Here is a 13,315-nt window from a genome sequence, read left to right as displayed (position 1 = left end):
CAAGATCATGAAAGCATTTTTAGACGACAACTTTTTGTTAAATAGCAAGACAGCAGAAACCTTATATCACCAGTTTTCGAAGAGTTTACCGATTATTGATTATCATAATCATTTAATACCTGAGCAAATTGTAAACGACACGCAGTTTGAAAACATCAGCCAAGTATGGCTGAACGGTGACCATTATAAATGGCGCGCCATGCGTGCCAACGGGGTGAACGAGAAATATATTACGGGCGATGCATCTGATAAAGATAAATTTTTGAAATGGGCCGAAACCGTTCCATATACACTTCGTAATCCGTTGTATCATTGGACGCACTTGGAGCTTCAGCGCTATTTTGGTATCAAGGATTTGCTATCTCCTAAAACCGCCGAAAAGATTTATGAGGAGACGGCGGCTAAATTGGCAGAACCAGGGTATTCTGTTCGGGGCTTGTTGAAAAAGATGAACGTAGAGGTTGTGTGTACCACGGATGATCCTATAGATTCTTTGAATTTCCACCAACAGTTTGCGCAAGAGACAGAAAGCTTTAAAATGCTTCCAGCTTTCCGTCCGGACAAGGCCATGAACGCCGACGATATCGAAGCGCTGAATGTCTATATCGATCAAGTGGAAGCAGTGACAAACACATCTATTGGAAATTACTCGGCTTACTTAGACGCATTGAAGGCGAGGCATGATTTCTTTGCTAAAAACGGTTGCGCTGTCTCTGATCACGGATTGGAACAGATTTACGCCGAGGATTACACTGATCAAGAAATTGCGAATATTTTCGAAAAAATAAGAGCAAAGCAAACACTGACACCGAGCGAAAATCTCAAATTCAAATCGGCCATGTTGGTGCAGTTTGCAGAATGGGATCACGAAAAAGGCTGGGTTCAGCAGTATCATTTAGGCGCTTTGCGCAATAACAACGCACGCATGTTGCGTTTAAATGGGCCGGATACCGGTTGGGATTCTATCGGTGATTTTAGCCAGGCAAGAGCACTTTCCAAATTCCTTAACAGATTGGATAATCAGGATAAATTGACCAAAACAATTTTATACAACCTTAATCCGGCTGATAATGAATTGATAGCGACGATGATCGGGAATTTTAACGATGGTTCAATCAAAGGGAAAATTCAGTTTGGATCGGCATGGTGGTTCCTGGATCAAAAAGATGGCATGACGAAACAGATAAATGCCTTATCAAATATGGGGCTATTAAGCCGTTTAGTCGGAATGTTGACTGATTCTCGAAGTTTCCTGTCGTTTCCAAGACACGAATATTTTAGACGATTAGTATGTGATATTTTTGGAGAAGATGTAGAAAAAGGAGAGTTGCCGAATGATATCGAATGGATTGGAAAAATTGTAGGTGACATTAGCTATCATAACGCAAAAGAATACTTTAATTTCTAGGCAGAAGCCGAGAATTTCGTTGACTATCAATTATTCATGCTCCTGGAACGTGATGTAGTCAACGAAATCCTTGTAGTAATCATTTTATGGTTTTCTGCATTCAAATAGCTATCTTTCCGAAATATTCTAATGACACCTAAACCGGTCAACGAAAAGATTGAAGGGAAGATCTTTAAAACAGAACAAAATTATCATAATGAGTAAAAGAAAAGAAGTTTTAGACGCGATTTTGAAACAAGGAATGCTGCCTTTGTTTTTCCACACGGACGTGCAAGAAAGTATCGATATTGTAAAGACATTATATGCCTCCGGTATTCGTGTTTTTGAGTTTACAAATCGTGGAGAAGAAGCAAAAAAGGTTTTCAAAGCACTAATAAATGCACGAAACGAGGAGATGCCCGAACTTCAGCTAGGTATTGGTACGATTAAGACAAATTCCGAAGCGGAAAAATTTATCAGCTTAGGGGCGGACTTTATCGTTGCACCTATAATCACGCCTAGCGTAGGGGATTTAGCACATAGTCATGATATATTATGGATTCCGGGCTGTATGACACCTACAGAGATAGCTCTAGCACAACAAAATAATGCTGCTTTGATTAAACTTTTTCCGGCAAATGTGCTGGGGCCTGGATTCGTATCTGCGGTTAAGGAATTATTTAAAGGGCAGTTGTTTATACCTACCGGTGGTGTAGATCTAGAAATAGAAAACTTAAAGTCATGGTTTAAGGCTGGTGTTTGTGCTGTGGGAATGGGCAGTAAATTGATTAATCCTAAAAATGTAGACGGACTGGCAGAAAGAACGCAGCAAGCGTTGCAACTTGTCGCACAGGCCAGAGCGGAAAGTGAAGGATAAGTTATAAGGAATCACTGATTACGAATACGAAAAGCAAATTACGAGAAACGAAAAATAAAAAACAAAAAGCTATACCAATGAACATGGAAAAGAAAAGCAATTATAGATGGACGATATGTGGCCTGCTATTTTTTGCAACGACGATTAACTATTTGGACAGACAGGTACTGTCGCTCACATGGAAAGATTTTATTGCGCCAGAGTTTCATTGGACAAATAGTGATTATGGATTGATTACCGCATTATTCTCTATATTTTATGCTGTAAGTATGTTATTTGCCGGGCGGTTTGTAGACTGGTTGGATACCAAAAAGGGGTTTTTATGGGCCATCGGTATCTGGTCGGTAGGAGCTGTTTTACATGCTTTTTGTGGAATTGCCACCTCGGGTATTGTCGCAGGAGAATGGTTTGTAGGATTTGAGGGTGCAAAGGAAGCGATAGCAACGGTAAATGATGTTGGCTTGGTCGTCAGTGTCAGTGTTACGCTGTTTATTTTTGCACGTTTTGTGCTCGCCGTGGGGGAAGCGGGTAACTTCCCGGCAGCGATTAAAGCGACCGCAGAATTTTTTCCTAAAAAAGATAGAGCGCTTTCAACCAGTATTTTTAATGCAGGGGCTACCATTGGTGCGTTGGCCGCACCACTTACTATACCGGTGATTGCCGCTCATTGGGGCTGGGAGATGTCTTTTATTGTTATCGGTGCGCTGGGTTTTGTGTGGATGGGCTTTTGGACTTTTATGTATAAAAAGCCGCATGAGCACCCTAAAATTAACAAGGCCGAGTTGGATTATATCATGCAAGACGGTGATCAGATAGTACCGGAGGATGTTGTGGGTGTAGCACCAGCAGAGAAAAAGAAAATGTCGTTCGCAGATTGCTTTAAATATAAACAGACCTGGGCCTTTGCATTCGGTAAATTTATGACCGATGGGGTATGGTGGTTCTTCTTGTTCTGGATGCCTGCTTATCTTTCTTCCGTTTATGATATCAAATCATCAGATACCGAAGGGCAATTGGCATTATTTGTATTATATCTAATAACATTATTGTCGATTATCGGTGGCTGGTTACCCACCTACTTTGTGGATAAAAAAGGACTTAACCCTTATGATGGACGTATGAAAGCCATGTTGCTTTTTGCCTTTATCCCATTGATAGTGGTGTTAGCGCAACCGCTTGGTCATCTTTCCTATTGGGTACCGGTGATATTTATCGGATTTGCCGGTGCGGCACACCAAGCCTGGTCTGCGAATATCTTTTCCACTGTGGGCGATATGTTCCCCCGGAGTGCTATCGCAACGGTGACTGGTATCGGTGGCCTTGCAGGTGGAGTAGGCTCTACGTTTATCAACTACGGATCTGGAAAGCTTTTTGATCATGCTGCACAAACACAAATGACGTTTATGGGCTTTCAGGGAGAAGAGGCAGGGTATTTTATTGTTTTCTCGTTCTGTGCGGTGGCCTATCTTATTGCTTGGGCAGTGATGAAGACCTTAGTGCCTAAAATGGAGATAATTAGAGAATAAAGTAAGCATATTTTTGATATCTAATGGGCGGGTAAAATCCTGCCCATTTCAATATATCGGCTATTTTAGGTATTATTACACCATAATTACCTATTATGGCGTTTGAGAACTATACGATAAAAGATATTGCAAAGGCCTTAAACCTTTCCACTTCAACCGTTTCCCGAGCATTACGGGATAGCTATGAAATCAGTTCGGAAACAAAAAAACTGGTGTTGGAGTATGCGGAAAAAATAAATTACCGTGCAAATCCCATTGCACGGAGTTTAAAGGAGAAAAAAAGTTATAGTATCGGTGTGATCGTAACGGAGATTGCCAATAATTTTTTTTCACAGGTTATTGATGGAATAGAATCGGTGGCTTATAGCAAAAACTATCAAGTTGTAATTTCTCAAATGCGCGAATCTTCCATTCGTGAGCGATCGAACGTGGAGTATCTTTATTCTCGTTCAACGGATGGTCTGCTCATCGCGTTATCTGCTGAAACAACTGACTTATCCTATCTGGAACAACTGATCAGCAAAGGTTTTCCCATTGTTTTCTTTGATCGCGTACCGAACGATTTACAGTCCCATAAAGTGATTGCGGATAATCGTCAAGGAGGATTTGATGCTATTCAATATCTTGTCAGAAAAGGAAAACGAAAGATTGCACATCTTACAGGAACGAAAAAACTTTCCATTACGAGAGAACGGCTAGAAGGTTATAAGAAGGGGCTGGAAGCGAACGGACTTCCGTACCTTCCCGAACTTGTTAAACATTGTGAATATGGAGGACTTCACCAAGATGAAATAGAACAAGCTGTTACGGAGCTCTTACGAGAAGAGCATGATGCTATTTTTATTTCGGGAGATAAATTGAGTATGGGATATCTGCAGGCCATGAAAGCGCGGCCAGAGGCAGACTTGTCGAAAATTGAGGTGACAGGTTTTACGAATTCTAAAGTCGTAAACCTTTTTTCACCTCCTATTACTGCTGTACGACAACCCGCCTTCGAAATGGGCGAAAAAGCTGCAGAGCTATTGATTCAGCAAATCGAATCTAAACATCCGATAGCGGAATTTGAGACAATTGTGTTTCCGACTACCTTGATAGAACAAGACGTATAACGTTAACTTTTATTAAATACAGTAAGCCGACTGGTCAAGGCGAACATCAGTAAGCCAAAACAGGCGAATACGCCGAAAGAGTGCCGTAAACTAAATACCTCGGCTATATATCCAATAAGCGGAGGCCCCATTAAAAAGCCTAAATAGCTCACACTGGAAACCATTGCTAAAGCAGCTCCCGAAGAGATAGTTGTATGTGTTCCGGCGACCGAATATACCGACGGTATGTTACAGGCAACACCTAACCCGACGAGCATAAATGCAAGTGTACATAGAATAAGTTGTGGGAAAATAACCGCGCTCATCATGCCCGCAAACATGAGTATGCCGCTAATCTGTAATGTCCGTTTGCGACCGATTCGACTGATGACAGCATCACCGACAAACCGACCCAACGCCATCATAATCATAAACGAAGCGTATCCTAAGGTGATCCATTTTTCTGGTACTTTAACAATTTCATGAAAATATACCCCGCTCCAGTCAAACATAGCACCTTCGGTAGCCATGCTACAAAAACCGATGACACCCAAGGATATTAATAGGCGATCGGGTTTAAACGAGAACGATTTTTTCTCGGACAGACTAGAAACGTCCGTTACAAGATAAGCCTTATTAAGAAAGATATTGATGAGCATCAATCCCATAATAATATAGAAATGGGTTTGTGTGGATAAGCTAATGTTGAGGGAAACTAACCCAATTATTGCTCCAGTAAAACCAGCGATGCTCCATGAACCATGAAAGGACGACATGATTGATTTCTTATAGAGGCGCTCAGCTAATACCCCCTGTGTGTTGACGGAAATATTACAGACATTACCGATGATACCAAAAAGCAAAAGTGTACCACCCAGTTGCCAAGCGTTGGATGCGAAAGCGATACCACACAACACTATTAAATAGACTACTGCGGCTATCGGCATGATGCGGTGGCTTCCGTATTTACTAACAAGCTTACCCGAAATGGGCATAGTCAACAGTTGGCCAATCGGCAATGCCAATAAAACGGTGCCTAATTCTGCTTCCGTTAGTTGTAATTGTGATTTTATGACGGGAATACGGCTTGCCCAACTGGCGAAAGCCAATCCTTGTCCAAAATAGAATAACGAAACGGCTAAACGAATCCTTTGCTTATTTCCATACACTGCCGTGTTTTGTGTGTTTGTTGACGAGCCCATGGTTACATCCTGATGTTGAGGCAAAAGTACGCTAAATTTTATTCATTAGGTAACCCGAATCTGTGTTCGGTAGGAAGATGACAAATCGATAAATATTTCAAAAAGTTAAAAAATGGTTGGTAATTTATAGTATAGCACTTACATTTGTGTCAATAGACTCCGTAGCTCAGTTGGTAGAGCAACTGACTCTTAATCAGTGGGTCGAGAGTTCGAGCCTCTCCGGGGTCACATATGAAAAAGTCGTTTTCTATCCAGAAAGCGACTTTTTGTTTCTATGCAGGCTGAGAATAGTGTGCTCGTCAGTATATTTTTTAATCATTTGATTAAAATATTTGGTTAATCGAAAAAATAGTTTTTATATTTGTTGTTGTAAAGCACATTTGGCTACATGGCGAAAAATAACGGAGCAAAGAATTTAGATACATCTACGGAAGAGAAAATTATACAGGCGGCTAGCAAGGTATTTACGCAAAAAGGTTATGTAGCTACACGTACACGCGATATCGCAGAAGAAGCAGGTATCAATCTGGCGTTGCTTAATTACTATTTTCGTAGTAAAGAAAAGTTGTTCCAGTTGATTATGGTGGAAAAGCTACAGTTATTGTTTAGCGTGATATTGCCGATAGTCAACAATGATGATTTATCATTGGAAGAAAAGGTGGAAACTCTTGTGGAGAACTACATCAACTTGCTAATTGATAATCCCGATTTACCCCTATTTGTTTTAGGTGAGATCAAGGCAAATCCAGCAGGTTTTAAAGACAGATTACAGGTCAGAAAAGTATTACAAAATTCATCTTTTGTCCGCCAACTGCGGAATAGAAGACCAGATGTAGAACCTGTACATTTTATCGTATCGCTACTTGGAATGACGGTTTTCCCTTTTATAGCAAAACAAATTCTATTTGCAGATGATAACACGTTTAAAATGCAGATGGAAGAAAGAAAGGCATTAATTACTAAATGGGCAAGAACTATACTGGAAACATAAGCTATTTTTTTATGCCTTAATTAATCAAATGATTAAAACAAGACAATTAAAATTATGATTAGGACAATATTTAGACGGATGTTGGCGGTTATAAGCTGTTGGTTCATAACAATTAGCTATACCTGCGCCCAGCCTACTGTATCCTTAACTATAGATGCCTGCTATCAGCTTGCGGAACGGAATTATCCGCTGGTTAAGCAATATGCACTTCTAGACAAAACAAAGGAATATTCTTTAACCAATGCTTCAAAAGGCTATTTACCACAGATCAATGTGGGTGGACAAGCGAGCTATCAATCGGATGTGACACAAATTCCTATATCCCTCCCTAATATCGATATCCCTTTAATAAGCAAAGACCAATACAAATTATACGGAGAAGTATCGCAGCCCCTCACAGATTTATTTACGGTAAGACATCAAAAGGATCTTATTGAAGCGAATAACGCTGTGGAAGAACAAAAAATAGAAGTGGAATTGTACAAATTGAGAGAACGTATCAATCAATTCTATTTTGGCATTCTACTGATCGACGCACAGATAGCCCAAACGGAAATTTTAAAAAGAGATATCCGCTCCGGGATTGACAAAAACGACGTTGCTATTGCCAACGGGATTGCTTTAAAAACCAGCAGCAATGTCCTGCAAGCGGAGTTATTAAAGGCGAATCAACGTACCATTGAACTGAAAGCGACCCGAAAAGGCTATGCTGATATGCTTTCCCTATTTGTTAATCTTCCTGTTGATGAAAACACGATATTGGAAAAGCCATACACCGTTTCATTGGCAACAGAAATCAAGCGTCCGGAACTAAAATTGTTGGAAACGCAGAAGAAAACCTTTGATGTGCACCACAAACTTATAGATACGAAGATGCTTCCACGTTTTAATCTTTTCTTTCAGGGAGGATACGGCAGACCTGCGCTAAATATGTTAAACAATAATTTTGATTTGTATTATATTGGAGGCGTACGTCTCACATGGAACATCTCCAGCTTCTATACACAGAAACAAGAAAAGCAATTGCTTCATCTAAATCAGAACGCGTTGGAAGTGCAAAAAGAAACGTTCTTATTTAATACTAACCTCGCGCTAAAACAGCAGAATAGTGAAATATCAAAACTGGAGGAACTCATACAAACAGACCAAGAGATTGTTCGATTAAGGAAAAACGTAAAGCTATCTGCCCAAAACCAGTTGGCGTATGGCACGGCCACCACAAACGATTATTTGACGTATATCAATGCAGAAGACCAAGCGAAGCAAAATCTGATTGTCCACGAGATACAGCTTTTAATGGTGCAGTACAACTTTAAAACAACATCAGGGAATTAAAAATCAACAGCCATGAATACAACCCCAGAGAATCGCTATATTCTATTTAAAATAATGGTCGTAATTATTTTATCAGCCTGCAACACCAATCAGCATTCTTTTGATGCATCTGGTTCCTTTGAAGCCGAAGAAGCAATTATATCAGCCGAAACACAAGGAATGCTGAAGGTTTTTAATATTCAAGAAGGACAGATCTTACAAGCAGGTCAAAGCATTGGCTATATCGATAGCGTACAATTATACTTACAGAAAAAAAAATTGGAGGCACAGGTAATCGCATTAGCTGGAAAGAAGCCGAATATTCCGGTTCAGTTATCTGCCCTGCAGGAACAATTAAGGACTTCCGAAAAGGAGAAAGTCAGGATCGCCAATCTGGTAAAAGGCGATGCCGCTACGCCGAAGCAGTTAGATGATATTAATGCGCAAATTGAAGTGCTGAAAAAACAAATTGAAGCACAAAAATCATCGCTGAGCATTTCTAGCGAAGGCATTAACAAAGACGTTATTCCATTGCGGGTACAGATTGAACAATTAGAAGACCAATTGGGCAAATGTCATATTGTAAACCCTATAGCCGGAACAGTCTTAACCAAATACGCCGAAGCCAATGAGATGGCGACCATAGGAAAATCGTTATACAAAATCGCTGATCTATCCAATATCATTCTGCGCGCATATATTACCGGAAATCAATTGCCACAAATCAAACTCAACCAAAATGTAATTGTAAGCATTGATGACGGAAACAGAGGGTATAAGGAAACAGAGGGGATGATAACTTGGATAAGCGACAAAGCAGAGTTTACGCCAAAAACTATCCAGACGAAAGACGAGCGGGCAAATATGGTTTATGCGATAAAAGTGAAGGTTAAGAATGACGGTACCTATAAAATAGGTATGTATGGAGAGGTTTTGTTTAATAGAACATCACAATGAAGGACGTTGTTTTAAATAATATCGCAAAGATTTACAATAAAGGAACCGTGCAGGCGGTAAATGACGTTTCATTTCACGTAAACAAAGGTGAATTGTTTGGATTGATTGGACCCGATGGAGCAGGCAAAACAAGTATTTTTCGTATTCTCACGACCTTGCTTTTACCGGATGGAGGCACGGCTTCTGTAAATGGCTTTGATGTGGTAAAAGACTATAAGACCATTCGCAAAAATGTGGGTTATATGCCGGGTAGATTCTCTTTGTATCCGGATTTATCGGTACAGGAAAACCTAAACTTTTTTGCTTCGATATTTAATACCAGTGTAAGGGAAAACTACGATCTCATCAAAGATATATACATACAGTTAGAGTCTTTCAAGGACCGAAGGGCAGGAAAACTTTCGGGCGGTATGAAGCAGAAACTGGCTTTGTGCTGCGCACTAATACATCGCCCAACGGTACTCTTTTTGGATGAACCGACCACGGGTGTGGATGTGGTTTCCAGAAAAGAATTTTGGGAGATGCTGAAACGCCTGAAACAGCAAGGTATCACTATATTGGTTTCTACCCCCTATATGGATGAAGCGACACTTTGCGAGCGGATTGCCTTAATACAGAACGGTAGTATCATGTCCATCGATACACCCCAAAATATTATAGAACAATTCTCCGAAAACCTTTTTGCTGTGAAATCAGATAATATGGGCAGTTTGTTGCAGGATTTAAAAAATATCGAGATCGTAAAAAGCTGCAATGCGTTTGGTGCATATCATCACGTTACATTCAAAGATGATAATCAGGAGATGAAAGAGGCGCTTATTCGTGTTTTGGAAGAAAAACAACATACGAATATAGAGCTAAACCCAATTACGGCAACCATTGAAGATTGTTTTATCAAATTAATGGAGGATAAAGAATGGACACTGTAATACACACCACTAAACTTACAAAACGATTCGGCAGTTTTATCGCCGCTAATGAAATCACCTTTGACGTTTATCGAGGTGAAATATTCGGTTTCCTGGGGGCGAATGGTGCTGGTAAAACAACAGCTATGCGTATGTTGTGCGGCTTATCTAAACCCTCGTCGGGAACCGCGGCTATTGCCGGATTCGATATTTATAAGCAGACCGAAGAAATCAAAAAGAATATTGGCTATATGAGCCAGAAATTCTCGCTGTATGAAGATTTAACGGTATTGGAAAACATCCGTTTTTTCGGTGGTATATATGGTTTGTCGGATAAGCAGTTAAAAGAAAAGAGTGAGCAGCTTATAGCAACACTAGGTATGAAAAATGAAACCAAAAAGATGGTCGGTGCATTGCCATTGGGCTGGAAGCAAAAGCTATCCTTTTCGGTCGCCATTCTTCATGAACCGAAAATTGTTTTTCTCGATGAACCAACGGGTGGTGTTGATCCTGTAACCAGGCGTCAGTTTTGGGATTTAATATACGAAGCCGCCGACAATGGTATTACGGTATTTGTGACCACACATTATATGGATGAAGCGGAATATTGTAACCGTATTTCGATGATGGTAGACGGTGAAATAAAAGCATTGAACACGCCAGCAAAATTGAAACAACAATATTCGGCAACGTCCATGGATGAGGTTTTTTATGAATTGGCTAGGGGAGCTAAGAGAAGTGAATAATGGATAATATTTTAACTTTTATAAAGAAAGAATTTCTGCATGTTTTTCGCGACCGTAAAACACTATTGATGCTGTTTGGTTTGCCGATCGTGCAGATTATCCTTTTTGGTTTTGCGTTGACCAACGAAATCACAAATGCAAAAATCGCCGTCTGTGATTATGCGAAAGATGATGCTTCGCAACACATCATAGGAAAGCTGCAAGCAAGCCAACAATTTGAAATCCAAAGTGCGCTATTAAGCCATGAACAGATTGGAACAGCATTTAAAGGGGGGGAAATAAAAATGGCAATTGTTTTTCCGGCTAATTTCAATAATGATTTATTACATCAGCATAAGGCACAGGTGCAGTTGATTACCGATGCATCCGATCCCAATACAGCAACGGCGATCAGCGGGTATGCCAACCAAATCGTGATGGATTATCAGAACGATCTGATGCAATTACAACGCTTGCCCTATCAAATAAATACAGAAGTGAGAATGATTTATAATCCGGAGCTGAAAGCAGCCGTAAATTTCGTTCCCGGAGTGATGTCGTTGATTTTATTGCTCGTTTGCGTACTGATGACTTCCGTTGCCATCGTGAAAGAAAAAGAAACCGGAACAATGGAAATATTGTTGGTCTCACCGTTCAATCCCTTTTTGGTCATTGTATCGAAAGCAGTGCCCTATCTTGCCTTATCTCTGATTAATCTAACAATCATTTTGTTGTTGAGTGTTTTTGTGTTAGGTATGCCGATTAACGGGAGTATCTTGCTCTTGTATGCGGTAAGTACGCTATTTATTATTACCGCGCTCTCCCTTGGCTTATTAATTTCCAACAGTACCGCCTCCCAGCAGTCGGCCATGTTGATTTCGCTGATGGGCATGTTAGTGCCTTCCATTCTGTTTACTGGTTTTATGTTTCCACTGGAAAATATGCCATATCCCTTACAACTGGTGTCACATATCATTCCAGCCAAATGGTATTACATTATTGTAAAATCCGTTATGGTAAAAGGATTAGGTCTCTCGGCAATATGGAAAGAAACACTAATCTTATTGACAATGACGGTCCTGCTATTGGTCTTTAATATCAAAAAATTTAAAATCCGTTTGACATGAGAACGCTGAAATTTTTATTACAGAAAGAATTTAAGCAGATATTCCGTAATAAATCTTTATTACCCCTACTATTTGTCGTGCCTATTATGCAATTGCTTATCCTTCCTTTGGCTGCCGATTACGAAGTGAAGAATATTAACATTACTATTGTTGATCACGACCATTCCTCCTATTCGCATAAACTGATTTCAAAAATAACAGCCTCAGGATATTTCAAGCTGGAAAACTACGTAACAGCGTTTAATGAAGCATTTGATGATATCGAAAAAGACCGCTCCGACTTGATATTAGAAATACCGCAAGGTTTTGAACGCAATCTTATTCGTGAAGATGCGTCTGCCAGACAGACTGATGGGCAACAGCTATATATAGCGATCAATGCTATTAACGGCGTAAAAGCTAATCTAGGGGGTACATATCTAAACCGTATCCTTGCTGATTATAATGCAGACGTCCGCATGGAATGGATGCAGATGCCTAAATTTAACCGCTTTCCGACGATCGGAATAGCATCGTCCAGTTGGTTTAACCCGACGATGAATTATCGTTTTTATATGGTTCCTGGGATTTTGGCATTGTTGGTTACGATGATAGGGGCGTATATGTGTGCGCTCAATATTGTCAAAGAAAAAGAAGTGGGTACGATAGAGCAAATCAACGTTACTCCTATCAAAAAGTATCAATTTATATTGGGAAAACTCATACCTTTCTGGATTATTGGTATTGTTGTATTCAGTATGGGGTTATTCGGTATCGGTTGGCTTGTTTATGGCATTGTTCCTTTAGGGAATTTATTTTTGTTATATGCCTACTTAGCGGTGTATTTGATTGCTGTATTAGGTTTGGGACTGTTGATTTCTACTTATGCTGAAACACAGCAGCAGGCGATGTCGATAGCATTTTTCTTTATGATGGTTTTTATCTTGATGAGTGGGTTGTTTACCCCTATTGACAGTATGCCTAAATGGGCCTATGTAATGACGCAGTTTAGCCCCATAACCTATTTTATAGAAGTCATGCGGATGATTGTGTTGAAAGGAAGCGGATTTGCGGATATAAAAATCCATTTTCTGATCATGATAGGCTTTGCTGCAATCCTTAATGGATGGGCGATTTATAACTATAAAAAGACGAGCTAATTGTACCTTTTGTACCTTTGCTATAATAAGGATAAAAAAACACGCCATAAATAACGCATATTTCGGATTTTACA

The 13,315-nt window shown here is 40.0% G+C and carries 12 protein-coding genes and 1 tRNA gene; 12 read left to right on the top strand and 1 reads right to left on the bottom strand.

Translation table 11 applies throughout. From position 1 onward, the window contains the following. The first annotated feature begins 7 nt into the window (after nt 1-7). The 4 genes from uxaC to FXV77_RS04240 all read left to right on the top strand — a co-directional run bounded on the left by uxaC (nt 8) and on the right by FXV77_RS04240 (nt 4,899). Nucleotides 8-1,408, top strand: a complete 1,401-nt coding sequence (gene uxaC / locus FXV77_RS04255) for a glucuronate isomerase (protein WP_148917978.1) — start codon at nt 8-10, stop codon at nt 1,406-1,408. A gap of 196 nt (nt 1,409-1,604) precedes the next feature. After that, complete coding sequence (locus FXV77_RS04250) at nt 1,605-2,264, top strand: beta/alpha barrel domain-containing protein (RefSeq protein ID WP_187444003.1); 660 nt, start codon at nt 1,605-1,607, stop codon at nt 2,262-2,264. A gap of 77 nt (nt 2,265-2,341) precedes the next feature. Then, entirely contained in the window at nt 2,342-3,790 is a 1,449-nt protein-coding gene (locus FXV77_RS04245; RefSeq protein ID WP_148917977.1) for an MFS transporter, read from the top strand. A 95-nt stretch (nt 3,791-3,885) separates the two neighbouring features. Further along, nucleotides 3,886-4,899, top strand: coding sequence for a LacI family DNA-binding transcriptional regulator (locus FXV77_RS04240; protein ID WP_148917976.1), 1,014 nt, complete (start codon nt 3,886-3,888; stop codon nt 4,897-4,899). A gap of 2 nt (nt 4,900-4,901) precedes the next feature. On the opposite strand, the gene FXV77_RS04235 is transcribed toward FXV77_RS04240, so the two are convergent. Next, complete coding sequence (locus FXV77_RS04235) at nt 4,902-6,080, bottom strand: MFS transporter (protein WP_148917975.1); 1,179 nt, start codon at nt 6,078-6,080, stop codon at nt 4,902-4,904. Between the two features lie 155 nt (nt 6,081-6,235). Here FXV77_RS04235 and FXV77_RS04230 point away from each other — a divergent pair. The 8 genes from FXV77_RS04230 (at nt 6,236) to FXV77_RS04195 (ending at nt 13,241) form a co-directional block, all read left to right on the top strand. After that, nucleotides 6,236-6,308: transfer RNA gene (locus FXV77_RS04230), tRNA-Lys, on the top strand. A 160-nt stretch (nt 6,309-6,468) separates the two neighbouring features. Then, a complete protein-coding gene (locus tag FXV77_RS04225; RefSeq protein WP_148917974.1) occupies nt 6,469-7,071 on the top strand; it encodes a TetR/AcrR family transcriptional regulator in 603 nt (200 codons plus the stop codon). A gap of 54 nt (nt 7,072-7,125) precedes the next feature. Beyond that, the gene (locus FXV77_RS04220; protein WP_148917973.1) at nt 7,126-8,406 is read left to right on the top strand and encodes a TolC family protein; all 1,281 of its coding nucleotides are present in this window, start codon (nt 7,126-7,128) and stop codon (nt 8,404-8,406) included. Nucleotides 8,407-8,418: 12 nt separating this feature from the next. Beyond that, a complete protein-coding gene (locus FXV77_RS04215; protein ID WP_187444002.1) occupies nt 8,419-9,342 on the top strand; it encodes an HlyD family secretion protein in 924 nt (307 codons plus the stop codon). Beyond that, nucleotides 9,339-10,271: an ABC transporter ATP-binding protein gene (locus FXV77_RS04210; RefSeq protein ID WP_148917972.1), complete on the top strand. Its 933-nt coding sequence runs from the start codon at nt 9,339-9,341 to the stop codon at nt 10,269-10,271. Before FXV77_RS04215 ends, FXV77_RS04210 begins: the two co-directional genes overlap by 4 nt. After that, entirely contained in the window at nt 10,259-10,996 is a 738-nt protein-coding gene (locus FXV77_RS04205; RefSeq protein ID WP_148917971.1) for an ABC transporter ATP-binding protein, read from the top strand. Before FXV77_RS04210 ends, FXV77_RS04205 begins: the two co-directional genes overlap by 13 nt. Further along, nucleotides 10,996-12,102, top strand: a complete 1,107-nt coding sequence (locus tag FXV77_RS04200) for an ABC transporter permease (protein ID WP_148917970.1) — start codon at nt 10,996-10,998, stop codon at nt 12,100-12,102. Before FXV77_RS04205 ends, FXV77_RS04200 begins: the two co-directional genes overlap by 1 nt. Then, a complete protein-coding gene (locus FXV77_RS04195; RefSeq protein WP_148917969.1) occupies nt 12,099-13,241 on the top strand; it encodes an ABC transporter permease in 1,143 nt (380 codons plus the stop codon). The genes FXV77_RS04200 and FXV77_RS04195 overlap by 4 nt, the downstream gene beginning before the upstream one ends. The last annotated feature ends 74 nt before the right edge of the window (nt 13,242-13,315 follow it).

The organism is Sphingobacterium phlebotomi (assembly GCF_008180195.1).
Lineage (GTDB): Bacteria > Bacteroidota > Bacteroidia > Sphingobacteriales > Sphingobacteriaceae > Sphingobacterium > Sphingobacterium phlebotomi.
Note: the sequence above shows the minus strand (reverse complement) of the source record. Positions and strands in the feature narration are given on the sequence as shown.